This window comes from Breoghania sp. (assembly GCF_030066895.1).
Classification (GTDB): domain Bacteria; phylum Pseudomonadota; class Alphaproteobacteria; order Rhizobiales; family Stappiaceae; genus Breoghania.
The window spans coordinates 79,860-104,177 of record NZ_JASJAV010000029.1 but is presented as its reverse complement, the minus strand read 5'-3'; the positions used below and the strand labels follow the sequence as shown (position 1 = coordinate 104,177).

Here is a 24,318-nt window from a genome sequence, read left to right as displayed (position 1 = left end):
CAGGGCGCTCAGAGCCGCACCGCCTGCCCCAGCCGCGAGGTGCGTCGGTCATGCGTCAGCAAATTCGGATTGCCGTTCATCTCAAGACCGTCCATGGAGATCGCAAACCACGCTCCCGTCGGCATGACCAGCGCGCCGGGGCGAAGGCTTTTATCGACCAGCGCACGCCCCATGCACGCACCGCGCTTATTCCAGAGCCGGACGTCTTCGCCATCGACGAGCTTGCGCGCTTGAGCATCCGCAGGTGAGATGCGGACCTCCGCCGGACCAGATGTGTGGTTTGCCTGAAAGAGCTGACTGTGGAGCTGCTTGGCAGGCTGGTTGGTGACCAGATGCAATTCGTCCGGCTCTGCCGAGCCCAGCCATTCCGACGGCTCCAGCCAGCTTGGATCGGGCGGGCAGTCGTCATAGCCGAAGCCCGCGATCGTGGGCGAATACAATTCGATACGGCCGGACGGCGTCGCCAGCGGCGCGCCTTGCGGATCGGCGCGATAGTCCGACAACTGCACTTTCGGCGTCTCGGGCAAGGAAACGTCCCATACGCCCTCGGCCCAGAACGTATCGAAGTCGGGAACGTTGATCCCCTCCGTCGCCCCGCGCCGTTCCGTCTGCGACCATAGCTTGCGCAGCCACCCTTCCTCATCGAGCCCTTCATCGAAGATCTCACGGCACCCGAGGCGTTCGGCGAGATCGCGGAAGATCACGAAATCATCGTGCGCCTCTCCAACCGGACCGATCAGCCGCGGCATGGCGGAGACATGCGGATCACGAGAAGTCCTGACAATATCGTTGCGCTCGAAGGACGTCGTGGCGGGCAGGACGATGTCCGCGCGCTCAGCCGTCGGCGTCCACCACGGCTCGTGCACGATGATCGTCTTCGGGCGCCGCTACGCGGCCTCCACCTTCCGCAAATCCTGCGCGTGGTGAAAGGGATTGCCGCCCGCCCAATAGACGAGCCGCACATCCGGATAGCGAACCGTCTTGCCGTTGAAGGCAATCTCCTTGCCCGGATTGAGAAAGGCATCGGTAAAGGAGGCAACGGGAATGCTCATCCCGTGCGCGTTGGAGAGCTTGCTCATCGAGGGCACAAAGCCCCGGCGCGCAGAGGCCTCGACCCCGTTCATGGACCCGTAGCCGAAATAGAAGCCGCCACCCGGCAGACCGATCTGACCGAGCATCGCTGCCAGCGCGATCAGTGCCCAGAAGGATTGTTCTCCGTGATCGGCGCGCTGCAACGACCACGCGGCAGAGAGCATCACCCGCCCCTGCTGGACCATCTCCCACAGCGTGGTGAGATCCTCGAGCGGAACATCGGCAATGTCCGTTGCCCAATCGAGCGTGTTGGCGATACCGTCGCTCTTGCCGGTCAGATAATCGACAAACTGCTCGTGACCGCTCGTGTAGCGTTCCAGAAACGCCATATCGGCCCGCCCGCTGACAACGGCCTCATGCGCCAGCGCCAGAATGATCGCGGTATCGGAATTGGGCCTCGGCCAGATCAGCGTCGCATCGAGACCGGGTGGAATATCGTCGGCATGCGGCGAGATGATCGTGAACCGCACGCCGCGCGCGGCCACCTTCGCGATCGCCTCAGGCATGTGGTGAAACCCGGCCCCGCCGGATGTCACCCGCCAGTTCTTCGGATTGAGACCGCCAAAGGCGACCACCACATCGCCGTCGGAGGCAATCGTCTCCCAGCCGGTTGCCGCATGCGAGACGGCATCGGTAGAGCCCAGAATATGCGGCAGGATCGCGTTGGCAGTCCCCCAGCTGTAGTTGCTGGTCTGATCCGTGTAGCCACCGGCAGCAGCCAGAAACCGGCGTATCAGCGTGCGCGCATGATGAAACCGACCTGCACTGGACCAACCGTAGGAGCCTCCGAAAACAGAGGTGGGACCGTGATCGGCATAGACACGGCGAAGTTCGCCCGCAACGAGATCGAGCGCCGTCGCCCAGTCGACAGGGATCATCTCGTCCCGTCCACGGCCGGCGCCTGCGGCACGTGGTCCGGCTTCCAGGAAGCTGCGGCGGACATGGGGACGGTCGATGCGCCGGTCGGAATGAACAAACGAGGGCAAGGCGCCGATCATATCGGGATCGGCGCCACTTCCCTCAAACGGCTCGGCCTTCCGGAGACGGCCGTCAACGACCGTCACCGAAAAGGCGCCCCAATGGGTGAGGTTCGTTCGAGCCGACTTATTCAGGACCATCAGGCCGCGACAGCCTCCGGCCACACCTTGAGGCCGTGCTTCTCCGCCAGACCCAGATCCGAGAACGCCTTCAGTCCGGCGTCAAGGATCGCGGGCGATGCCGGCTGCAGTGGCTTGCGCAGCGGACCCGAGGACAGACCGATGACGCGCATCAGGGTCTTCACTGCCACCGGGTTGATCGCGGAATAGACGAAGTGCAGCACCGGCAGGTTGGTGAGCCATGCCTCGCGGCATTTGAACGCGTCCTCACCGGTCTCCCACAGCTTGGAGATGACAGCCATCTCGCGCGGGATGAGGTTGCCGGTCATGTTGGCCGTGCCGTGCCCGCCGAGCGCCATGGTCGGAATGACGAAGGCCGAGGTTGGGCGAGCAGCAGCACATGATCGACATGTCGAGCTTGGCCGCACAGACCTGAGCCACCTGCCCCACGCGGGTGGTGGATTCCTTCAGCACGACCATGTTCGGGTGCTTGGCCAGCTTCAGGATGTCGGTCCAGTGCAGATCCGTCTTCACCCGCGGCGGGTTGTTGTAGAAGCCCATCGCGAGATCGGTGCTGTCGAGCACTTCCATCGTATAGTCGGTGATCGACGCATTGTCGGCACACACACACATATATATAGGCGGGCGCGGCGACGATCGTGCCGTCGGCGCCCTCGCCCTTGGCATAGCGCGCATAGTCGATCGTCGTTTCGGTGTTGTTGCCGGTGACGCCGTAATACATCAGCATCTTGCTCGGCTTCATCTTCACCGTCTCAGAGATGATCTTCTTGCGCTCTTCCGCCGAGAGCATGGAAACCTCGCCGGTCGATCCCATGATCAGGACCGCTTCGGTGCCGTTTTCCGCGTGCCAGTTGAGCAGAGTCCGGAAGCCTTCGAAATCGATGCTTCCGCCGGCGTTCATCGGCGTTACAAGCGCCACGAACGATCCCTTTGGTTTGATGTGAGCCATGGCTTTAGCCTCCGGATTTGATGAGATCGGGCACCAGCAGTTTCGGCAGCCCGAGAACGATATCGGGGAACCAGATCGAGAGAATGGCGACCAGGATCGTCAGACCGCATATCGGTGCGGCCGCCAGCATCGAACGTCCCAGTGACGTCTCGCCGATCTGGATAGCAACGAGAAGACAGATCCTGTAAGGCGGCGTCACCAGCCCAACGGACAGAACAATAGTGCTCAGCACGCCCATGTGAATTGGGTTCATCCCTGCGGTGTCGCCAAGTACCTGAATTATCGGCAGGAAAATCAGCGTCGCGGAGATCGAGTTCAGCACCATGCCGACAAGCAGCCGGAAACCGATCAGCAGCAACATGATCAGGAAGCCGTTCGAGGTCACGCCGAGGATGAAGTTCACGACGATCTGGGAAGCCCCCAGATAGGCGATCAGCCAGCCGAAGACACCGGCGCCCGAGACCGTGAACATCGGGATCGAGAAGTCGATCACCGCATCGGACGAGAGCTTCGGCACGTCCCGCCACTTGATGTCGCGATAGACGACGAGCGACAGGAACAGGGCCCACAGCACGGCACCGATGGCGCCTTCCGTCGGCGTGAAGAACCCACCGATGATACCACCGAGCACGATGACCGGGATCATCAGCGGCGGCGCACCGCGCACCAGAACCCGGCCGACCGCCGGAATGCCGGGAAACGGGTTGGTCGGGAAGCCGTAGCGAACCGCCAGCACGTAAGTGTAGGCCATCATGAACAGGCCGACGAGAAGAGCCGGCACCACGCCGCCGACAAACAGCACACCGATGGAAACGTTGCTGAAGGCGCCGTAGACGATGAGGATGATGGACGGCGGAATGATCACCCCGAGCGTCGATGAGGCCGCCGTCAGGGCGACGGCGAAAGGCGCGGTGTACCCGGCCTTCTTCATTGCCGGAATGAGGATCGAGCCCACGCTCGCCGTATCGGCGGCCGCCGAGCCGGACAGGCAGGCGAACACCATCGACACGAAAACGTTCACATGCCCCAGCCCACCACGGATGTGCCCAACGGTCGTATCCGCCACCTCAAGCAGCCGGTTGGTGATCGAACCGGCATTGAGGGATCCGCCCGAGCAGCATGAAGAAGGGCACGGCCAGCAGCGTGAAGCTGTCGATACCGGCGTACATCTGGTTGACGACGGAAACCAGCGGCAGCTCCTGCAGCACGATAACGAAGGCCGAGGACAGGATCAGCGAGAAACCGATATTCACCCGGATCGCGATCAGGAAGAGGAACGAGAGCAACAGGATGACGAGAGGGTTCATGCCACCCTCCGTTTCAGAAGACCCTGAAGCATCTCCGCAAAAAACAGAAGCATCATGGCCCCGAGACGGGAATGGACAGGAACATCCAGAAGCGCGAGATGCCGAGCGACTGAATGACGGCGGTGGAGCGGATGGCGGCCAATTCCCAGCCGAACCGCAGCAGCAGGGCCGCGACAAGCACGCCTGACAGAAAGCCGGTCCAGTCGGTTGCCACCTTCACGAAACGCCGATGCATCGGCAGCAGATCGACAGTGTAGTGCGCGCCGACGCGAAGGCCGGCAGCAGCGCCGAGGAAGATCAGCCAGGTGAAGAGGAGTTGGGCGACGTCGCCGGTCCAGATCATGGGAGCATGCAGAAGATCGCGTGCGAGAACCTGAAGGCCGACGGTAATAATCAGGGCTGCGAACGTGACCCACGCGAACACGCGCAAGGCCTCGGCCGCCCAGTCACAAAGACGGGTTAACATAAGTGTCTTCCGGCTGAAGGCATTAGTTTTTCAGGAGTTCGTATTCGTCCGTGAGATCAAGCTCCTTGGCGAGCTCGACCTGCATCGGAGCGACCTTCTCGATGAAAGCGGCCTTGTCCGGGTGCGTGACCTTCACGCCGTGTTCCGTCTCCAGCATCTTCACCAGATTGACGTCATAATTCCTTGGCCTTTTCCACTCCATAGGCATTCACCTTGACGACGGCATCCTGGACGACCTTCTGTAAGTCCGCAGGAAGCTTGTCCCAGGTGCGCTGGGAAATGGAGATATGATTGATCTGGATGGTGTGCTGGGTCAGCGCAAGGTTCGGAGCCACCTCATAGAGCTTGGATCCGGTATAGCCCGGTAGCGAGCTTTCCATCGCGTCCGCCACGCCGGTCTGCATAGCCGCATAGAGCTCGCCCCACGCCACCGTGACCGGCAGCATGCCGAAGGCGGCTCAGGTCTTGGCGTCCATCGGCGAAGGCGGAGTGCGCATCTTCAACCGTCGAGATAGGCCGGCGACGTCACGGCGACGAAGGCCGTCGACATGTTGCGGGTGCCGGACGCGCCGAGCGCCAGAAACCTCATGCCCACCGCATGTTCTTCGTAGACCTTTTCGAAATGGGCATGAACCTTGCTGCCCGGGCCGATTTTCGCCAGAGCGTCGTCCATGCCGTTGAAGAGGCAAGGCATGGTGAAGATGGAGAATTCCGGGATCTGCTGCGCGGCGTTGGAGACCGTGGAGATCATCAGGTCGATGGTGCCGAAGCCCATCTCACCGATCACGGCCGGATCCTGGCCGAGCTGGCCGGAATCGAAGATCTGGACGGCGATTTTACGAGCGTGTGCAGCCGAAGGGTGTAGTCGGCGGCCGATGCCGAGACATTGGCAGCGGCGAAGCCGATAAGTGTGGCCGACAGGGTCAGAAACGTGCGACGAGCGATATTCATTTTAATTTCCTTGGCTGGTGCTTTTTTTGATTAGAGATAGTTCCGAGGCGGTGGGATAAAATCAAATACAAAAATCCGAGGGTCCTATGCCGGAATGTTATGAATAATCTGTCCATAGTCATGTCGCTCCTCAATGGTTGCTAGAACTTCTTCCAAGAACCGCTTTCCCGCACGTGAAAGTGCAGCGTCCGCGGGTTTCAGAACTTGAAAATTGAAAGGAATTTTCGGTTCGAACGGAACCGTGCGTAAAGCACTTCCGAAAATTCCCGGCGAGATCGGGTCGACGATTGCCACGCCGAGCCCCAGTGCGGCCATGCCGCAAGCCGAATAGGACGGTTGCGTCTCCGCCACCACCTTCGGCGTCACCCCGGCTTCCGCGAAACGCTGGCTCATGAAGCTCCAGGTCAGCGTCCGATAGATCAACGCGATCAGCGGCTCGTCCTTCAAGTCCTGCGGAGTCAGAGACGTGCGCGAAGCGAGCGGATTGTCGGGCCGCATCACGCACACGCAGTCGGTTCGAAACGCCGCCAGCACATCCAGATTGTCGGCGGAGGAAGGAGGAAAAGGACTGACCGATACCGAGATCAATCTGGTGCGAGGCCAGAAGATCGAGGATCCGCGACGAGGTATGGAACATTGTGCGTGATGCTGATGCCCTGGGAGAGATCCGCCAGCCACTTCATCGCCTACGGTACGATCTCGAAACTCACCATCGACATCGAGGCGATCCGGAACGCCGCACGGCGCAGGTCGCGGATCTGCTCCGCCACCAGCGCCAGGCGATCGAAGCCGTAGAACATGCGCTCGACTTCCGGGAAGAACTCGTCCGCCTCCGGCTTCGGCTGAGCCTTGCCGCCCAGACGCAGCAGCAAGGGGAACCCGATGGCTTTCTCCAGGTCGGCCACAAAGACGGCTGACGGCCGGCTGGGAAACGTTGAGCGCGTTTGCGGCCGCCGTAATGGAGCCGTATCGCATCACCATCCGGAAAGCATTGATCTGCTTCTGATTCACGTTTCAATCCAAACCTGTGGGTATCGCAGAACTCGCCTCCGAACCACCCTCAAACGCTCCGTTCGCCGTCTTCGCGAAGACAGACGATCGGCTCGGATTTCGCGTTGAAGCGGACAATCCCGCGAGCATGACAGCGGAACTGAAAGGCACCTTGTCGACAAGATCGGCACTGCGCGTCTGCGACCAGATCGAAATACCGTATATTCAATTTGAACTATTGGGCAATTCCAGGTCGCCTAAAGCGCTTTCCGCCGCGTTTAATTGAAAAATAATTCTCATTTTCGCCCCCCGGAGAAAATGCCGAAACGTCTTCTAGGCACTAGGACCGCAGGCGCTCTCGGGACGAAATAAGATCCCCGCACATTCCCGCGACCATCGAATACATGTTGGCGCCGGCTATTACTCTTTTGTATTAAATACCGAACGGAGCCCCCCCGTTTTCGCCGACCGCCACAACTTATGAGCAATAGTGCCAATACTGCCGAACGTAATGCAACAGCCCTTTGCCAACAAAGAGCAAATATTCGAAACCCAAACCGCCCCGCACAGAGGAATTCCCTGCACGGCTCAGTCGGTTCTCCGGAATTATGACAGGAAATCTCGCGTTTACGTCATCTCGGTGCGGTGACACATATCTCCCGTTCCAATGAAGAGGAGATGTGTCAAAGCACAGTCATGCGACTTCATGCCCCGTTACGCACTCTTCTCGCCAGGAAATACGGTCTCGTCCGCAGGCGTTGATCTGGCTAAGGAAGATAGATGTGAAAAGACTTTATGTCATTGATACTTTTGATACAAAGGCGCCGGAACTGCAGTTTGCGGCCATATCCACTCGAAATGCCGGAGTTGAAGTCGTCCTTGTCGACGTCAGCACCCAGAAGTCGTCGGGAGGTGCGGATACCGAGCCCGCAACGGTCGCTTCTTATCACCCCGAAGGCGAGAAGGCCGTGCTCGGCCTGACAGACCGCGGCGCCGCAGTTGCAGGCATGGCCGATGCGCTGTCCGCCTTCCTCAAGACCCGCGACGATGTCGGCGGCGTGCTGGGCCTCGGCGGCAGCGGCAATACGGATCTGGTCACGCACGCGATACGCACCCTGCCGATCGGCACGCCGAAGCTGATGCTGTCGACCGTCGCCTCCGGCAACACCGCGCCCTATTTCGGCCCCAATGACATCGCGATGATGTATTCCGTCGTCGGCATTGCCGGCCTTAACGCGATATCGCGGCGCGTCATCGCCAACGCCGCCCATGCGGTTGCGGGAATGGTGAAGGGGGAGATCCCGTCTCACGAGTCGGACAAGCCCGCCATCGGCATTGACCATGTTCGGCGTCACAACCGATTCCGTAACCCAGGCCCGCAAACACCTTGAAGATCGCTTCGACGTCGCCGTCTTCCATGCCCACCGGCATCCGCGGGCAGTCGATGGAGAAGCTCGCTGAAAGCGGCTTTCTGCACGGCATGCTCGACATGACGACGACCGAAGTGCCCGACCATCTGATCGGTGGCGTCTTCCCGTGCACCGACGACCGTTTCGGTGCAGCCATCCGCACCAAGCTGCCCTGCGTGATCTCCGTGGGCGCGGTCGACATGGTCAATCTCGGCGCCATGGACACGGTGCCGAAGGAGTTCCGCGATCGCAACCTCCACGTTCACAATGCGCAAGTGACCTTGACGCGCACCACGCCGGAGGAAAACCGCGCCATCGGCAAGTTCATCGTGGAGCGGGTAAACAAGATGGAAGGGCCTGTACGGTTCTTCCTGCCGCTGAAGGGCGTCTCCGCCATCGATGCGCTGGGTATGCCCTTCCACGACCCGGAAGCCGATGCGGCCCTTTTTGATACGATCCGCGAAGGCTGGGTGGATGCACCCAACCGCGAGCTGATCGAACTCGGTAACAATATCAATAACAGCGCGTTCCCCGACGCGCTCGCCAAAGCATTCCTCGAACTGATCAAGTAGGATCAAGCCATGACATAAATGTCCAGAACCGCCATTCTCGCCAAGCTGAGAAAGAAGATTGCCGACAAACTGCCGATCATCGGCGGAGGCGCGGGGACCGGACTGTCCGCGAAATGCGAGGAAGTCGGCGGAATCGATCTGATCGTGATTTACAATTCCGGCCGCTATCGCATGGCCGGACGCGGTTCGCTCGCCTACGGCAACGCCAACGACATCGTCAAGTAAATGGCGATCGAAGTGCTGCCCGTCGTCAAGAACGCGCCCGTTCTGGCGGGCGTCAACGGCACCGACCCCTTCATGATCACCGAGCACTTCATCGATGAACTGAAAGAGCTCGGGTTCGCTGGCATCCAGAACTTCCCGACCGTCGGCCTGATCGACGGCACTTTCCGCGCCAATCTGGAAGAGAACGGCATGGGCTATGCGCTGGAGGTCGATATCGTCGGCGCCGCGCACAAGAAGGACATGCTGACGACGCCCTACGTCTTCTCAACCGACGACGCCAAGGCGATGACGGAAGTGGGTGCCAACATCATCGTGTGCCACGTGGGCCTGACCACCAGCGGCGCCATCGGGGCGGAAACGCCCGTCACGCTTGATGATTGCGTGGAGAAGATCTCCGCCTGGGCCGATGCCGCGCGCTCGGTGCGCGACGACGTCATCGTGCTGTGCCGCGGCCGCCCGATCTCCATGCCGAACGATGCGGCCTACATTATCAAGAACGTGCCGGGCATCGACGGCTTCTACGGCGCCAGCTCCATGGAGAGTCTGCCGACGGAAGTCGCCATCAAGAAACAGATCATCAAGTTCGGCGAAATCCGACGCTGACACGTTCGCGCGACAAAGAACGACAAAGCCGCCGGGACGGATCCCGGCGGCTTTTTTGTTGGGCACTATGCGTTGTGCGGAGATACCCGGCTCCCCTCAGGCCTTCGCCAACCGCCGTTCAAACCGAGGGCGATCAGCGTGCATAGCGCGCCTGACAGCAGATACAGCCCGCCCCGAACATCCAGGAGAGATCGGACGTCAGGGCCGATCCCGTATAGCGATATTCGTTGGAGAAACTGGAGGCCACCACCCCTGAGCACTGACCGAAGGAGAGCCCCAGAAGGGCGAACCCGACCACCATGAAGGCCACGTCGCCCGTGCCCACGAAGTTGAGGAGCAACGGCGCGACACCGCTGAAGAGCGCGATTGCGACGGCCGACCAGCCCAAGAGACGCCGCCGCCCGATGCGCATCGGCCAACCAGCCCGATGCGACGATGGTGACAAGGCACAGCAGCGCGGCCCCGACCTCGATCATCAGGAATTCCGACGTTTCGTGGCCTCTGACCAGGAAGACCCAGGACAGCGGATATACCGTCACCATGTGAAAGAGCGCGAAGCTCGCCAGCGGCGCGAAAGTACCGATGACGATGGCACGTCCCTGCGAACGGACCGTGGAGACGACCATGTCGGCTGAAGATCGCGGCTTTCGAAGAGGCGCCGGAATTCGTCCGTATCGACGATCCTGAGCCGCGCAAACAACGCCACCACGTTGAGAGCGAAGGCGACAAAGAAGGGATAGCGCCAGCCCCAGGAGAAGAAATCCTCGGCCGAAAGCTGTCCGACCAGATAGGCGAAGAGACCGCTGGCGACCATCAACCCGAGCGGCGCGCCGAGTTGCGGCACCATCGCGTACCAGCCGCGCTTGTCCGGCGGCGCACTCATCGACAGCAGCGAGGAGAGACCGTCCCAGCTTCCGCCGAGCGCAAGCCCCTGGCCGATTCGTAGCACGCAGAGAATCAGGATCGATGCGGCACCGACCTGTCCGCATCCCGGCAGGAAGGCCAGGCAGATGGTCGACGTTCCCAGCAGCAACAGCGCGATCGTCAGCTTTGTCTCGCGCCCGTAAGCCCGGTCGATTGCCATGAATATCGCGGAGCCGATCGGCCGCGCCAGGAAAGCCAGCGCGAAGACGGCAAAGGAGTAGAGCGTACCCGTCAGCGCATCGACGAATGGGAACACGACGACGGATGCAATCGCGTAAACAAAGAAATCGAAAAATTCTGAAGTGCGACCAATGATCACACCTGTCGCGATATCTCCAGGACGGACGGCACCGTGCCCCGCCGAGCTTCCCTTAGGGCTTAACTCCATAGATCCAAATGCCATTTTTAATTACGTCCCTATTTCCTCCCGGTACGAACTGCTCGTACACCTCTGGACGGAGCAATTATCTGCCGCAAGGTAACTCTGCGCAAGCGTGAGAACCCTGACTTCTCTTTCGGTTTTGATGCCCCCTAGATGCCCCCTATAAGAGCGCGACAAACCGTCACTGTTTGCGAATTATCAATGACGGCTGACGCACCTTCGCGGCTGCGCCGCCGCTGACCTTCATCGACCGAACCACAGGTAATGTCTTGAGTCGGACCCGCGCCTTTCTCGCCCTCCCCCTCCTGACGCTTTTGAGAGGCTGTAACCTCGTCGTTCTGAACCCAACAGGCGACATGGCAATCCAGCAGCGCGACCTCATCGTGCTGGCCACCATCCTGATGCTCATCGTCGTGTTGCCGGTCATGTGCCTTACGGTCTATTTCACCTGACGCTATCGCAAGGGGAACGATGCAGCTTACGAACCCAACTGGGATCACTCGCTGAAGCTGGAGCTGCTCATCTGGGCGACCCCCCTTCTGATCATCATCTGTCTCGGATCGATCACCTGGGTCACCACCCACATGCTCGCCCCCTACCGCCCGCTTGACCGCATCGCGGAAGGAAAGCGAGTGCCGGAGAACGTCACGCCGCTCGAGGTCGAGGTCGTCGCCCCCGACTGGAAATGGCTGTTCTTCTACCTCGAATACGGGGGCGCCACTGTCAACGAGCTTGCCGCGCCCGTCGATCGTCCGATCACCTTCAAGATCACGGCCTCTTCGGTGATGAACTCCTTCTTCATCCCCGCGCTCGCCGGTCAGATCTACGCCATGCCGGGCATGGAGACGAAGCTGCATGCGGTGATCAACAAGAAGGGCGTCTACGACGGCTTTTCCGCCAACTATTCCGGCGCCGGGTTCTCCAGCATGCGCTTCAAGTTCCACGACCTGTCGAAGGACGACTTCGCGCAATGGGTGGAGAAGGTGCGCGAGGGCGGCAGCGCGCTCGACCGCAAGACCTACCTCGCGCTGGAACGGCCCAGTGAAAACACGCCGGTCACCTACTACTCCGGCTTTCAGTCCGATCTCTATCTGCGCATCCTGAACATGTGCGTCGACCCGGTCAAGATGTGCATGGGCGAGATGATGGCGATCGACAACAAGGGCGGACTGGGTCTCGCCGGAATCCACAACGTGCTGCCCAAAGAGCTTGAATACGACAAGCACTCGCGCCGCGGAGCCATTTTCGGCCCCGGGCCGAGCTACATCGCAAGCCTCTGCACCAGCACGGATCCGTTCGGGACGCGTACGCGAAATGCGGACGGCACGCGAAAGGGCACGCCGGTCGGTTCCATCACCGGAATCGAACAGCCGATCATGCCCATTGCCGCAGACATCGTTCCTGCTGGGTCGGCTGGGTCTCGACTCGTTGCCCCTGGATATGCCGATCCTCTTGGTGACCTTCGCGGTCGTCGCCATCGTCGTGCTCGGCGCCATCACCTATTTCCGCCTGTGAGTCTACCTCTGGCGGGAATGGTTCACCACCGTGGACCACAAGCGCATCGGCATCATGTACATGATCCTCGGCATCATCATGCTGCTGAACGGCTTTGCGGATGCCATCATGATGCGCCTCCAGCAGGCCATCGCCTTCAACAGCTCGGAAGGTTATCTACCCGCCCACCACTACGATCAGGTCTTCACCGCCCACGGCGTGATCATGATCTTCTTCGTGACGATGCCGGTCGTGACCGGATTGATGAACTACATCGTGCCGCTGCAGACCGGCGCCCGCAACGTGTCGTTTCCGTTCCTGAACAATTTCAGCTTCTGGATGACGGCAAGCGGTGCCGTGCTAGTCATGATGTCATTGTTCATCGGCGAATTCGCTCGCACCGGCTGGCTCGCCTATCCGCCGCTGTCCAAAATCTCCTACAGCCCCGATGTCGGCGTCGACTATTATATACTGGTCTCTGCAGATCGCCGGTGTCGGCACATTGTTATCGGGCATCAATCTGGTCTGTACGATCATCAAGATGCGCGCTCCCGGCATGAAGATGATGCAGATGCCGGTCTTCACCTGGACCGCGCTTTGCACCAACGTGCTGATCATCGCCGCCTTCCCGGTGCTCACCGCCGTGATGGTGCTGCTGTCGCTCGACCGCTACGTGGGAACGAACTTCTTCACGAACGACTTCGGCGACAATCCGATGATGTACGTGAACCTCATCTGGATCTGGGGTCACCCAGAGGTCTACATCCTCATCCTGCCGATATTCGGCGTCTTCTCGGAAGTCACCTCGACCTTCTGCGGCAAGCGTCTGTTCGGCTACACCTCGATGGTTTACGCCACTATCGTCATCACCATCCTGTCCTACCTGTTCTGGCTCCATCACTTCTTCACGATGGGATCGGGTGCCAGCGTGAACTCCTTCTTCGGCATTACGACGATGATCATCTCGATCCCAACGGGAGCAAAGATGTTCAACTGGCTGTTCACGATGTACAAGGGCCGCATCCGCTATGAGATGCCGATGATTTGGACAGTCCCTTCATGCTGACCTTCGTGATCGGCGGCATGCTGTTCGGCCTCTTTGCGGCAATCAACTTCTGGTTCCCGAAGGCCTTCGGCTACAAGCTCGACAAGTTCTGGGGCAAGATCTCCTTCTGGTGCTGGGTCATCGGCTTCTACATGGCCTTCATGCCGCTCTATGTGCTGGGTCTCATGGGCGTCACGCGTCGCATGCCCGTCTTCGACGATCCCTCGCTGCAGATCTGGTTCGTGATCGCCGCCGTCGGCGCGGCCGTCATCGCCGTCGGCATCGGCGCCTTCCTGGTGCAGCTCGTCGTCAGCTACCTGAAGCGCGAAGAGCTTCGCAACACCACGGGCGATCCCTGGGATGCGCGTACGCTGGAATGGGCGACCTCCTCGCCCCCGCCGGACTACAACTTCGCGTTCACGCCCGTGGTCCACGACCTAGACGCCCGGTGGGACATGAAGGAGCACGGCTACAAACGGCCGCTGACCGGCTTCCAGCCGATCCACATGCCGAAGAACACCAGCGCGGGCATCATCCTGGCCGGCCTCAGCCTGGTCACCGGCTTTGCCCTCATCTGGTACATCTGGTAGCTTGCGGCGCTCGGCTTCATCGACCTTCTCTCCGTCGGTATCGGCCACACCTTCAACTACAAGCGCGACTTCCACATCCCCGCCGACACGATGGAGAAGACGGAAACCGAGCGTACGCGCTTCCTCGCCGCACAGGGTTGATCACATGACAGCAACTGCAAGCGCAGCGCAGGACACAGCACCGCGCATCTACCACCACGAAACGGAGCACGTTCATCCGAAAGGCTCCAGCACCCTCCTGGGGTTCTGAATCTACCTGATAAGCGGCTGCCTCATCTTCGCGGTTCTTTTCGCAACCTACGGCGTTCTCGGCAGCAACTATGCCACCGGGCCCGCCCCCAAGGATCTGTTCGAGTTGCCGCTCGTGGTACTCAACACCTCCATGCTGCTTCTTTCCTCCATCACCTACGATTTTGCCGTCATCGCGATGTAGAACCGGAATGTCAGGAGCACGCAGGGCTGGTTGCTGATCACCGCGGCCTTCGGCATCGCCTTTGTCGGCTTCGAACTCTACGAGTTCGCCCACCTGATCCACGAGGGTGCCACGCCCCAGCGCAGTGCCTTCCTGTCGTCCTTCTTCACGCTGGTCGGCACCCACGGCCTGCACGTGAGCTTCGGCATCGTCTGGATCTTCACGCTGACAATCCAGATCGCCAAGAACGGCCTGATCGAGGCCAACCGTCGCCGCCTGATGTGCCTGAGCATGTTCTGGCACTTCCTGGACGTCGTCTGGATCGGCGTCTTCACCTTTGTCTATCTGATGGGGATGCTGCGATGAGCGCCGAAGAGCACGTCATGAACACCCATGACGACCACCACGACACCGCCCCCGCGCATGCCACGCTGAGCGGTTACATAAAGGGGTTCCTCCTGTCCGTCATCCTAACGGCGATCCCCTTCCATCTCGTCATGACCGGCGCGTTGGATAACCAGACCACGGTCGCCGTGATCATGGCCATGGCCGTGATCCAGATCATCGTCTACATGATCTACTTCCTTCATATGGACGCGAAATCGGAAGGCGGCTGGAACTTTCTGTCGATGGTCTTCACGCTCATCATCGTGGCGATAACGCTATCCGGTTCGCTTTGGGTGATGTACCACCTGAACATGATGCCCCAGCACGACATGAGCCAACTGCCGTGACACAGTCCCACGACGGTGCGGAGGCGAGGCGCGACGCGGCCCTCAGCCCCCACCATCATCGCAAACCGGGGACGCTCATCTTCGTGAGCGTCCTCATCCTGATCCGCCTTTTCGGAGGTGCCACACTCGGCGTCTGGCAGGTCAAGCACCTCGCCTGGAAACTCGACCTGATCGACCGCGTCCATGCCCCGGCAAGCCCGGCCCCCGGCCCTGACACATGGTCGACCGTCACCCGCGACGCAGATGAATATCGTCACGTTCGCATCACCGGCCGCTTTCTCAATTCCCGCGAAACGCTGGTCCGCGCCACGAAAGATCTCGGCAGCGGTTACTGGGTTCTGACCCCGCTTGAAAGCGCGCGCGGTTTCACAGTTCTGATCAATCGCGGCTTCGTGCCGCCGGAGCGCAAGGATTCCGCGACAATCGCCTAAGGCCAGCCCGACAGCTCCGTCACGGTCGAGGGGCTGCTGCGCGTGAGCGAATCGGGCAGAGGTTTCCTGCGTTCAAACAATCCGTCGGCCAACAACTGGTATTCCCGCGACATAGCCGCCATTGCCGAGAAGCGGGACTTAAGCGACACAGCGCACTATTTCATCGACGCCGACGCCACGCCCAATCCCGGACGCTATCCCGTCGGAGGTCTGACCAAGGTGCGTTTCCATAACAACCACCTCGTCTACGCGATCACCTGGTTCGCCCTGTCGCTGATGTCCCTGGTCGCGGGACTCTTCCTCATCCGCGAAGAGCGGCGCGCACGGCGCGGCTAGAGACCTTCCGGATCGCGGGAAAACGCCCGGAAATTGGCACAATCCAAATCGCGGCCGGGTGCAGCTTCGATGAGCGCCCGCGTATAGTGATGCTGCGGCGCCCCGAGAACGTTCGCCGCCGTATCGAACTCCACGACCCGCCCTTCCCGCATGACCGCGACCTCGTCGCAGATCTGCGCCACGACCCGCAGGTCGTGGGTGATGAACAAGATCGCGATGCCCAGTTTCTCCTGCAGATCGTCGAGCAGGCGCAGGACCTGAGCCTGCACCGAAACATCGAGCGCGGAGACCGCTTCGTCCGCCACAAGGACATCGGGTTCCATAGCGATGGCACGGGCAATGGCGATACGCTGACGCTCACCGCCGGAGAACTGATACGGATAGCGCTTCACCGCATCCTCCGGCAGTCCCACCAGCCTCAGGAGTTCCCGCGCACGCGCCATCCGCTTGCTCGTGCGCACCCGCAATTGAGCGACCCTTCGATCAGACTTTGCCCGATAATCCAGCGCGGATTGAGCGAGCGGAAGGGATCCTGAAAGACGGTCTGGATGCGCGGACGATAGGGCTTGAGCGCGGACCGCGACAACGGCGCAATATCCGTTCCCCCAACCCGGATCGAACCGCTGCTCGGATCGACCAGCCGCAGAATGCAGCGCACCACCGTCGATTTGCCCGATCCGCTCTCCCCGACGATCCCGAGCGTGCGACCGCGCGGGACGGAGAACCCGACACCCTGGGCGGCCTCGACCGGCGCCTGCCGGGCAAACCAGCTTCGCGAACCGTAGCGCTTTCCCAGGTCCTCGATCTTCAGAACCGACTCACCGTCCGCTTCGGCACGCGGCGCGCGCGGCGACAAGCTCGGCACCGCCCGCAGGAGATCGCGTGTGTAGTCTTCTCGAGGCGCGCGAAGAATGTTCTCCGTCGTCGCGCATTCGATGATCCGCCCGCCCTTCATCACGTGGACGGTATCGGTGATTTCCGCCACCACGCCCATATCGTGCGTGATGAAGAGCACCGCCGTCCCGCGCCGCTCCTGCAAGCCCGCGATCAGACTGAGGATCTGCTTCTGCGTGGTGACATCGAGCGCCGTCATCGGCTCCTGAAAGACCATGGACAGTTGATCGACCCACCGCCTGCGCATGACCTTGGGGCTAAGATCGAGCAGGTTCTCCCCGCACAGATCGATACGCCCGCCCGCAACTCCCAGCGCACCGCCCGGCAAAAGCCCCATGACCGCCAGCGCCGTCACCGACTTGCCGGACCCGCTCTCGCCCACGAGGCACGCCGTCTCACCGGCACGGATGGACAGCGACACACCGTCCAGGATCAGCGATGCATTCGTCTTGCCCTCAAGCCGGACGGTCAGATTCTCGATTGCAAGAACCGGATCCGCATTGCCGAAATCGCGGGATCTGAACTCCATAGACCAGCCTCCGCGCGTCTTCAGACGTGGATCGAGCAGATAGCGCGCGGCATCGCCGAGAAGATTGATGGAGACGATACACACCGACAGCATCAGCCCCGGCCAGAAGATCAGCATCGGCTTGATCTGAAAGTAGAGCCGTCCCTCCGCCATGATGTTGCCCCAGGTCGGAATCTCGGTGCTCACACCTGCGCCCAGAAACGACAGGATCGCCTCCACCAGAATGGCGGATGCACAGATGTAGGTGCCTCGCACGATAAGCGGCGCACGCGTGTTCGGCATCAGGTGCTGCCACAGGATCTTGCCCCTGGAAGAGCTCAGCGTGATCGCCGCCTCCACGTAAGGCTCCTCGCGCAAGGACAGCACCACGGCCCGCACAAGCCGGACGACACGCGGAATTTCGGAGATGGTGATGGCGGCGATCACCGACCACAGCCCCGGCCCGTTGAGCGCCACCAACGCAATGGCCAAGAGAGGATCGAGGGGATCGCCATCAGGCTGTCCATGATGCGCATGATCACCGCATCCGCCGTCCTGAAAAAGCCAGAGACGAGCCCGATCACGAGCCCTACGGCAACACTGATCACGGCCGCGCCGACACCGATGAGAAGCGATATGCGGCCTCCCATCACGACCCTTGAGAACATGTGGCGGTCGTAGGAGTCGATTCCCAGAAGGTGCTCCGCGCTCGATCCTTTCAGCCGGTGCAGCGCATCGATGGCAAGCGGGTCGTAGGGAACGTAGAGCGGGGCGGCGAGGCAGGCGATCACGATCACGGCAAGCACGATGCCGGCAATCATCGGGGTCGGACCGACGCGCCAGATCTTCGGCAGCGACAGCAGACGGAGAACGCTCTTCAGACTGGAGGCGGGGCGCGGCGAGGACGGCATCAATAGCGGATCCTCGGATCGAACAGGCTGTAGGAGAGATCGATCACCAGATTGATCAGCACGTACAGGCAGCTCATCAGAAGGATGACGCCCTGAATGACCGGATAATCGCGCGCCAGGATCGCATCGACGGTCAGCCGCCCGATGCCGGGAATGTTGAAGACGGTTTCCGTCACCACCACCCCGCCGACGAGCAGCGCGAACCCGGTGCCGATCGTGGTCAGGATCGGCACCGCCGCATTCTGCAGCGCATGCCGGAAGAAGACGACGCGCTCCTTAACGCCCTTGGCACGTGCGGTACGGATGTAATCCTCGCCCAGCACCTCCAGCAGGCTTGTGCGCGTCATGCGGGCGATCAGCGCCACATAGATGATCGCAAGCGTCAGGCACGGCAGGATCGCGCGAGAAAGGAACGCGCCGAAATCCTCGGAAGGCGTGGTATAGCCCTGCACCGGCAGCCAGCGAATATCGATGGAGAAGACCTTGATTATCACATAGCCGATGACGAAGACTGGTACGGAGAAGCCGAGCACCTAAAAGCTCATCACCGCATAGTCGACCCATGTGCGATGCCGCCAGACGGCAAGAACGCCCATCGGCACGGCGATGAGAACCGAAAGGACAATCGATAACCATGCGATGTTGAGCGTCGGCCAGATGCGCTGGGCGATCATCCCAGCAACCGGCGTATTGGAGATGAGCGAGATCCCCAGATCGCCATGCAGCAACCGCCCGACCCAATCGACGAACTGCACGTAGATGGGTTGATCCAGATCGAGCGAAGCGCAGATCTCCTCAAGCTGGGCGGGCGTTGCCGCGTCGCCCACCGATATCGCAGCCGGATCGCCCGGCGTCAGCCGCAACAGCAGGAAGACGAACACGGCAACGATCAGTACGACCGGTATGACCGCCAGAATGCGTCTGAAAATGTAGCCCGTCATCGGCTGCAACTTTCCCGGCTACCCGGCAACGGGCCTGCCCGCGCCGGGTGCCGTGCGATCAATCCACCTTCTCGATGTTCCAGAACGAGCGGGGATCATGTTGATCAGCTTCTTGCTGCGTCCCTGCGGCGACAGGAGCTGGCCGAGTGGGATGTAGTTGACCACGTCGAGCGCATGAACCTGGATCTCATGCGCCACCCGCTTGCGCTCCTCCGGAGTCTTGGCCGCGATGAAATCCCGGCGCAAGTTTTCGAGCTTCTCGTCCGTCGGCCAGCCGAACCACGCTTCCTTGCCCCGACCGTTCAGCATCGGGTTGATCAGCGGCGTGGCGATTTCCGGCACGGACCAGTTGGTGAAGAACAGGTTCCAGCCCCCTTCCGACGGCTTGGCCTGACTGGCGCACCGCGTCACCAGCGTCTGCCAGTCCATCGGCTGCATGTCGACGTTGAACCCGGCCTTGCGCAGTGCCTGGGCGGCAACGACGGGTTGCACGACGATGATCGGCAGATCGGTGGTCTGCAACAACACGACGGGCGTTCCGTCGTAATCGCTTTCCGCCAAAATCTTCTTCGCAGCCTCGATGTCGCCGCCGTGGGTCAGCGTTTCGGCGCCGGTCTCGTCGCCCAGCGGTGTACCGCATCCGAAGATCGCACCGCAGACCTTGTAGTAGTCGGGATTGCCGATCAGCGCGCCGAGAATGTCCTGCTGGCTGAGCGCCATCATCGCCGCCTGGCGGATCTTCACGTCGTTGAAGGGCGGATAGAGGAAGTTCATGCGACCGATAGCCTGGAAGCCGAGCGGATCGCGCACCTCCGCGACGACGTTGTCGCTGGCCTGAAGGATCGGAAGGAGATCGACGGGGATCTGCTCCACATAATCGACTTCGCCGGCAAGCAGCGCGTTGATGGCGGTCTGGGTGTCGGGCATCGTCACCCACTTCACCTTGTCCACCTTCAACACCTTGCCCCCGGTCATCCAGTCGGCAGGCTCTTTGCGCGGAACGTAGACGTCGAACTTCTCGTAGGTGACGGAGACACCGGGCTTGTACTCGCTCGCCACGAACTTGAACGGGCCGGAGCCGATATAGTCAGTGATCGCCTGATCCAGCGTGGTCGCGGCAATGCGCGCAGGCATGATGAAGGGCGGGACGGCCGACATCTTCGACAAGGTGTCGAGCAGCGGCCAGTACGGCTTCTTCAGCGTCCAGACGATCGTCTTGTCGTCCTTAACAACGAAGCTCTCGGTCACGTCGAAGATGAGCCGACCGCCGGAATCGCGCTTGCCCCAGCGCTTGAGCGAGGCAACTGCATCCGCTACGGTGACCGGGTTCCCGTCGTGGAACATCAGCCCGTCGCGAAGCGTGAACGTGTAGACCTTCTTGTCGTCAGAGATCGTCCAGTCCGCCATTTGCGGCCTGGGCGTGAAGGTGTGGTCCTGGGCGACGAGCACGTCATAGATCATGTAGCCGTGATCGCGCACGATATGCGCGGTGGTGACGAGCAGATCGAGCATGCGCAGACCCGAATTCATCACCGCCGTGATCATCTTTTCCGCCGCCTACACCGCACTACCGGTGCCGGCCAGCAGAAACACCGCGACCAAACCGGCAGCAATCTCGACAGACAACCGTCGCAAATGCCGCCAAAGCTTTCGCGGCGCGATCTTGTTCATCTTGTCCGTCTCACTCCACATGGTCTTGCCTCGTCTCCTCGAAGGTCAATCGCACCATGACCGTTATGTACCACCGACCATATGGCTGTCGGTAGAGAGAGAACCGCCCGCATCCGGTTCTCCCGTCTTCAATGATCGCGCCGACGGACCAAACGGAGGCTTTCAGCCCCGTTGATGTGACACCGTAGCCCGGCCCCAACGACGACGAAGGACCACATCTAACCGGCTTTCGGCATTGTCTTGACTGGGCTACGCTCGGCCGGCAGCCAGTCTGGAGCGCTTCATGCCATGATAGACAAGCTTGAAATGTTCATCGCGTTGGCAAAGCAAAAACACTTTGGCCACGCGGCGGAGGAATGTCGCTAGACCCAGCCGACATTGTCCGCCGCCATTCAGCAGCTTGAAGACCTGCTCGGCGTCAAGCTCGTCCAGCGCGGTTCACACTTCCAGGGGCTGACCCCCGAGGGCATGCGGGTTCTCGACTGGGCCCGGCGCATCGTCGCCGACGCCCGCGCCATGCAGGAGGAAATGCACGCCGCCCGCCACGGGTTGACCGGCGACTTCCGCATCGCCGTCATCCCGATAGCTCTTTCCATGGTGAAGGATCTCACCGCCGCCTTCAGCGAACGCCATCCCGACATCCGCTTCACCGTGCTGGGCCGTTCCTCGGTCGAAATCCTGTCGCTGGTGATCAACCTGGAGGTCGATGTCGGCATCACCTATCTCGACAACGAGCCGCTGGGAAAGGTGACGAGCGTCCCTCTTTACACCGAACACTATCGATTCGTGACCACCGAGAACGGGCCCTTCGCTGATCGCGAAAGCGTCACATGGGCGGAAGTGGTCGGCGTTCCCTTGTGCCTATTGACCGAGGATATGCAGAACCACCGCATCGTTGATAAGCACCTTGAAGAAGCAGGGGTAACGGCGACGCCGACACTTGAGTCGGACTCCATCATTGCCCTTTTTAGCCATATCAGAACCGGAAAATGGTCCGGCATCATGCCCTCCCGGCTGGTCGAGACCTTCGATGCCTTCCTCTCCCTCCGATCGGGTCCCATTCACGCCCCCGACGCGGCTCATACCATTGGACTCATTGCGAATTATCGAGAACCCTACACCCCGGTGATAGCCGAAATGCTGCAGCAGGCCCGCAGCATTTCGGCGCTCATCCCACCTCATTGATAGACTTTTGCAATCGCAAAACGGCACGGCTTTATTGAATGCCGAGATGTCGCAGCCGAATAGCCGCATACCGCATAATAGATAAAGGACAATTCTACACTTTGTGCGTATGGGAGACGCCCGATGATGTACCCAGCCTTCGGCTGAAGAGGTCACAAAACATGTGACCGAAATCGTCGACACTCATATTGGGCGGGAAGGTCCGCTCCTGCCTATCCTGCACGAAGTTCAGGACGATTACGGTCACGTTCCCGACGAAGCCCTCCGGGTCATCGCCGACAAGCTCAATCTCAGCCGCGCCGAAGTGCATGGCGTGATGAGTTTCTATCACGACTACCGCGAGAGGCCGTCCGGCCGCCATGTCATCCGCCTGTGCCGGGCGGAAGCCTGTCAGTCCGTGGGCAGCGAAGCGCTTGCCGACAGAGCGCGCGAGCTCCTGGGCCTCGACTGGAACGAAACGTCTGCGGACGGCTCCATCACGCTTGAGCTCGTCTTCTGCCTCGGTCTTTGCGCCTGTGCCCCAGCAGCCACCGTCGACGGCAAGCTCGTCGCCCGCCTCGATGAAAACCGTCTCGATGACGTCATCCGCGAGGTGAAGGCATGACCACCCGGATCTTCGTCCCCCCCCCCCTCGATTCCGCATCCATCGCACTGGGCGCCGATGACGTCGTCGCCGCAATCGCCAGGGAAGCCGACAAGCGCGGTCTCGACATTGAGATCGTGCGCAACGGCTCGCGCGGCCTCTACTGGCTGGAGCCGATGGTGGAAGCGGAAACGCCGGAAGGCCGCATCGCCTAAGGTCCGGTTCTGCCGAGCAATGTGGAGAGCCTGTTCGACGCCAGCTTCCAGAACGGCGCCGATCACCCGCTCTCGCTCAGTCTGACGGAAGAAATCCCCTTCCTCAAGAAACAGACCCGGCTGACCTTCGCGCACTGCGGCGTGATCGATCCGCATTCGCTGAAATCCTACGAGTAACACAGCGGCCTGACGGGCCTGCGCAATGCCGCGAAGATGACGCCGGAAGCGATCGTCGAAACGGTCACCCATTCGGGCTTGCGCGGTCGCGGCGGTGCGGGCTTTCCCACCGGTATCAAGTGGAACACGGTGCTTCAGGCCCCGGGCGAGCACAAATACATCGTCTGCAACGCAGATGAGGGCGACAGCGGCACCTTCGCCGACCGCATGATCATGGAGGGAGATCCCTTCGTGCTCATCGAGGGCATGGCGATTGCGGGCATCGCGACGGGCGCGACCGAGGGCTATCTCTACACCCGCTCCGAATATCCCGATGCCATCCGCATCATGGAAGAGGCGGTCGAGATCGCACGCCAGGCGGGAGTTCTCGGCCCCAACGTTCTGGGCTCCGACCGCGCCTTCGACATGGAAATCCGCATGGGAGCGGGCGCCTAATGTCTGCGGCGAGGAAAACTCGCTGCTGAATTCGCTGGAAGGAAAGCGCGGCGTGGTGCGCCCCAAGCCGCCGCTCCCGGCCCTTGAAGGCTTCCTGGGCCGCCCGACCGTGATCAACAACGTCATGTCGCTGGCCAGCGTACCGATCATTCTCGACAAGGGCGCGGAATTCTACCGCGATTACGGGGTCGGCAAGTCGCACTGCACGATCCCCATCCAGATCGCGGGCAACGTGCGCCACGGCGACCTTTTCGAGACCGCCTTCGGCCCGCCGCTCGGCGAGATCGTGGAGGATATCGGCGGCGGCACCTTGAGCAGGCGACCGGTCAGAGCCGTTCAGGTCGGCGGACCGCTCGGCGCGTATTTTCCGCCGGAGAAGTTCGACACGATCTTCGACTACGAGTCCTTCACCGATGCCGGCGGCCTGATCGGCCATGCAGGCATCGTCGTCTTCGATGACACGGTGGACATGCTCAAGCAGGCCCGCTTCGCCTTCGAGTTCTGTGCCCTTGAGTCTTGCGGCAAGTGCACGCCTTGCCGCATCGGCGCGGTGCGCGGCGTGGAGGTCATCGACCGCATCGCCGCCCGGAAAGCCGAAGGAGAAGACGTCGACGCCCAGATCGAGCTGGTGAGCGATCTTTGCGAGACCATGAAACTCGGTTCCCTGTGCGCATTGGGAGGTTTCACCCCGATTCCCGTGGTGAGCGCACTGACCCATTTCCCGGAGGACTTCCGTCCCCACGCGATCGCGGAAGCGGCGGAGTAATA

Annotated in this window: 15 protein-coding genes and 14 pseudogenes; 12 read left to right on the top strand and 17 right to left on the bottom strand. The window is 61.1% G+C overall.

All coding sequences use genetic code 11. The features are described from left to right. Nucleotides 1-8: 8 nt before the first annotated feature. The 12 genes and pseudogenes from QNJ43_RS22165 to QNJ43_RS22110 form a co-directional block, all read right to left on the bottom strand. Nucleotides 9-2,210, bottom strand: a pseudogene (locus tag QNJ43_RS22165) (molybdopterin-dependent oxidoreductase). Continuing rightward, entirely contained in the window at nucleotides 2,210-2,548 is a 339-nt protein-coding gene (locus tag QNJ43_RS22160; RefSeq protein ID WP_300473163.1) for a dihydrodipicolinate synthase family protein, read from the bottom strand. Before QNJ43_RS22160 ends, QNJ43_RS22165 begins: the two are co-directional and overlap by 1 nt. Further along, nucleotides 2,457-2,750, bottom strand: coding sequence for a hypothetical protein (locus QNJ43_RS22155; RefSeq protein ID WP_300473160.1), 294 nt, complete (start codon nucleotides 2,748-2,750; stop codon nucleotides 2,457-2,459). Before QNJ43_RS22155 ends, QNJ43_RS22160 begins: the two co-directional genes overlap by 92 nt. Before the next feature lie 133 nt (nucleotides 2,751-2,883). Continuing rightward, nucleotides 2,884-3,111, bottom strand: a pseudogene (locus QNJ43_RS22150) (dihydrodipicolinate synthase family protein); the annotation flags it as partial. Between the two features lie 52 nt (nucleotides 3,112-3,163). Beyond that, nucleotides 3,164-4,225 carry a TRAP transporter large permease gene (locus tag QNJ43_RS22145; RefSeq protein WP_300473157.1) on the bottom strand — a complete coding sequence of 354 codons (1,062 nt, stop codon included), beginning with the start codon at nucleotides 4,223-4,225 and terminating at the stop codon, nucleotides 3,164-3,166. A gap of 1 nt (nucleotide 4,226) precedes the next feature. Next, nucleotides 4,227-4,466, bottom strand: coding sequence for a TRAP transporter large permease subunit (locus tag QNJ43_RS22140; protein WP_300473154.1), 240 nt, complete (start codon nucleotides 4,464-4,466; stop codon nucleotides 4,227-4,229). 52 nt (nucleotides 4,467-4,518) lie between these two features. Beyond that, on the bottom strand, nucleotides 4,519-4,890 hold the full coding sequence (locus QNJ43_RS22135) for a TRAP transporter small permease subunit (protein ID WP_300473152.1): 372 nt from the start codon (nucleotides 4,888-4,890) through the stop codon (nucleotides 4,519-4,521). Between the two features lie 64 nt (nucleotides 4,891-4,954). Continuing rightward, nucleotides 4,955-5,089 (bottom strand): hypothetical protein, encoded by a 135-nt coding sequence (locus QNJ43_RS22130; RefSeq protein ID WP_300473150.1) that lies wholly within the window; start codon nucleotides 5,087-5,089, stop codon nucleotides 4,955-4,957. Between the two features lie 16 nt (nucleotides 5,090-5,105). Beyond that, complete coding sequence (dctP, locus tag QNJ43_RS22125; protein WP_300473147.1) at nucleotides 5,106-5,378, bottom strand: TRAP transporter substrate-binding protein DctP; 273 nt, start codon at nucleotides 5,376-5,378, stop codon at nucleotides 5,106-5,108. Between the two features lie 53 nt (nucleotides 5,379-5,431). Beyond that, complete coding sequence (locus QNJ43_RS22120) at nucleotides 5,432-5,767, bottom strand: hypothetical protein (RefSeq protein WP_300473409.1); 336 nt, start codon at nucleotides 5,765-5,767, stop codon at nucleotides 5,432-5,434. A 200-nt stretch (nucleotides 5,768-5,967) separates the two neighbouring features. Continuing rightward, nucleotides 5,968-6,561, bottom strand: coding sequence for a LysR substrate-binding domain-containing protein (locus QNJ43_RS22115; protein WP_300473145.1), 594 nt, complete (start codon nucleotides 6,559-6,561; stop codon nucleotides 5,968-5,970). Between the two features lie 8 nt (nucleotides 6,562-6,569). Further along, complete coding sequence (locus QNJ43_RS22110) at nucleotides 6,570-6,755, bottom strand: hypothetical protein (protein WP_300473142.1); 186 nt, start codon at nucleotides 6,753-6,755, stop codon at nucleotides 6,570-6,572. Between the two features lie 900 nt (nucleotides 6,756-7,655). Between QNJ43_RS22110 and QNJ43_RS22105 the strand changes: the two genes are divergently transcribed. From QNJ43_RS22105 to QNJ43_RS22090, 4 genes and pseudogenes are all read left to right on the top strand, one after another. Further along, the gene (locus QNJ43_RS22105; RefSeq protein WP_300473140.1) at nucleotides 7,656-8,264 is read left to right on the top strand and encodes a Tm-1-like ATP-binding domain-containing protein; all 609 of its coding nucleotides are present in this window, start codon (nucleotides 7,656-7,658) and stop codon (nucleotides 8,262-8,264) included. Then, nucleotides 8,215-8,334, top strand: coding sequence for a Tm-1-like ATP-binding domain-containing protein (locus QNJ43_RS22100; RefSeq protein ID WP_300473138.1), 120 nt, complete (start codon nucleotides 8,215-8,217; stop codon nucleotides 8,332-8,334). The genes QNJ43_RS22105 and QNJ43_RS22100 overlap by 50 nt, the downstream gene beginning before the upstream one ends. Further along, nucleotides 8,291-8,854 carry a Tm-1-like ATP-binding domain-containing protein gene (locus QNJ43_RS22095; protein ID WP_346433098.1) on the top strand — a complete coding sequence of 188 codons (564 nt, stop codon included), beginning with the start codon at nucleotides 8,291-8,293 and terminating at the stop codon, nucleotides 8,852-8,854. The genes QNJ43_RS22100 and QNJ43_RS22095 overlap by 44 nt, the downstream gene beginning before the upstream one ends. A gap of 18 nt (nucleotides 8,855-8,872) precedes the next feature. After that, nucleotides 8,873-9,682, top strand: a pseudogene (locus QNJ43_RS22090) (phosphoenolpyruvate hydrolase family protein). A 65-nt stretch (nucleotides 9,683-9,747) separates the two neighbouring features. Here the strand turns inward: QNJ43_RS22090 and QNJ43_RS22085 are convergent. Beyond that, nucleotides 9,748-10,994, bottom strand: a pseudogene (locus QNJ43_RS22085) (MFS transporter). 350 nt (nucleotides 10,995-11,344) lie between these two features. Between QNJ43_RS22085 and cyoA the strand changes: the two are divergent. From cyoA to QNJ43_RS22060, 5 genes and pseudogenes are all read left to right on the top strand, one after another. Beyond that, nucleotides 11,345-12,274 (top strand): annotated as a pseudogene (cyoA, locus tag QNJ43_RS22080) (ubiquinol oxidase subunit II); the annotation flags it as partial. A 154-nt stretch (nucleotides 12,275-12,428) separates the two neighbouring features. Next, nucleotides 12,429-14,258, top strand: a pseudogene (locus tag QNJ43_RS22075) (cbb3-type cytochrome c oxidase subunit I). Between the two features lie 4 nt (nucleotides 14,259-14,262). Continuing rightward, a pseudogene (gene cyoC / locus QNJ43_RS22070) lies at nucleotides 14,263-14,895 on the top strand (cytochrome o ubiquinol oxidase subunit III). Next, the gene (gene cyoD, locus QNJ43_RS22065) at nucleotides 14,892-15,263 is read left to right on the top strand and encodes a cytochrome o ubiquinol oxidase subunit IV (RefSeq protein ID WP_300473135.1); all 372 of its coding nucleotides are present in this window, start codon (nucleotides 14,892-14,894) and stop codon (nucleotides 15,261-15,263) included. Before cyoC ends, cyoD begins: the two are co-directional and overlap by 4 nt. An 83-nt stretch (nucleotides 15,264-15,346) precedes the next feature. Next, nucleotides 15,347-16,030, top strand: a pseudogene (locus QNJ43_RS22060) (SURF1 family protein). Here QNJ43_RS22060 and QNJ43_RS22055 read toward each other — a convergent pair. The 4 genes and pseudogenes from QNJ43_RS22055 to QNJ43_RS22040 all read right to left on the bottom strand — a co-directional run bounded on the left by QNJ43_RS22055 (nucleotide 16,027) and on the right by QNJ43_RS22040 (nucleotide 20,829). After that, nucleotides 16,027-17,453, bottom strand: a pseudogene (locus QNJ43_RS22055) (ABC transporter ATP-binding protein). The pseudogenes QNJ43_RS22060 and QNJ43_RS22055 overlap by 4 nt on opposite strands. A gap of 18 nt (nucleotides 17,454-17,471) precedes the next feature. Further along, nucleotides 17,472-18,253: pseudogene (locus QNJ43_RS22050) on the bottom strand (ABC transporter permease); the annotation flags it as partial. Between the two features lie 89 nt (nucleotides 18,254-18,342). Then, nucleotides 18,343-19,284: pseudogene (locus QNJ43_RS22045) on the bottom strand (ABC transporter permease). Between the two features lie 18 nt (nucleotides 19,285-19,302). Continuing rightward, nucleotides 19,303-20,829 (bottom strand): ABC transporter substrate-binding protein, encoded by a 1,527-nt coding sequence (locus tag QNJ43_RS22040; protein WP_346433097.1) that lies wholly within the window; start codon nucleotides 20,827-20,829, stop codon nucleotides 19,303-19,305. Between the two features lie 414 nt (nucleotides 20,830-21,243). Between QNJ43_RS22040 and QNJ43_RS22035 the strand changes: the two are divergent. The 3 pseudogenes from QNJ43_RS22035 (at nucleotide 21,244) to QNJ43_RS22025 (ending at nucleotide 24,316) form a co-directional block, all read left to right on the top strand. Next, nucleotides 21,244-22,140, top strand: a pseudogene (locus QNJ43_RS22035) (LysR family transcriptional regulator). Between the two features lie 151 nt (nucleotides 22,141-22,291). Then, nucleotides 22,292-22,744: pseudogene (locus QNJ43_RS22030) on the top strand (formate dehydrogenase subunit gamma); the annotation flags it as partial. Continuing rightward, nucleotides 22,741-24,316, top strand: a pseudogene (locus QNJ43_RS22025) (NADH-quinone oxidoreductase subunit NuoF). The pseudogenes QNJ43_RS22030 and QNJ43_RS22025, both read left to right, overlap by 4 nt. Nucleotides 24,317-24,318 lie beyond the last annotated feature (2 nt).

Bases quoted from the DNA above. Each gene is read 5' to 3' on its own strand.
- cyoD (WP_300473135.1), top strand. From the start codon at position 14,892: ATGAGCGCCGAAGAGCACGTCATGAACACCCATGACGACCACCACGAC.
- dctP (WP_300473147.1), bottom strand. From the start codon at position 5,378: ATGCTGCCGGTCACGGTGGCGTGGGGCGAGCTCTATGCGGCTATGCAG.
- QNJ43_RS22040 (WP_346433097.1), bottom strand. From the start codon at position 20,829: ATGATCACGGCGGTGATGAATTCGGGTCTGCGCATGCTCGATCTGCTC.
- QNJ43_RS22160 (WP_300473163.1), bottom strand. From the start codon at position 2,548: ATGGCGCTCGGCGGGCACGGCACGGCCAACATGACCGGCAACCTCATC.
- QNJ43_RS22095 (WP_346433098.1), top strand. From the start codon at position 8,291: ATGCCCACCGGCATCCGCGGGCAGTCGATGGAGAAGCTCGCTGAAAGC.
- QNJ43_RS22140 (WP_300473154.1), bottom strand. From the start codon at position 4,466: ATGAACCCTCTCGTCATCCTGTTGCTCTCGTTCCTCTTCCTGATCGCG.
- QNJ43_RS22155 (WP_300473160.1), bottom strand. From the start codon at position 2,750: ATGGGCTTCTACAACAACCCGCCGCGGGTGAAGACGGATCTGCACTGG.
- QNJ43_RS22100 (WP_300473138.1), top strand. From the start codon at position 8,215: ATGTTCGGCGTCACAACCGATTCCGTAACCCAGGCCCGCAAACACCTT.
- QNJ43_RS22130 (WP_300473150.1), bottom strand. From the start codon at position 5,089: ATGCTGGAGACGGAACACGGCGTGAAGGTCACGCACCCGGACAAGGCC.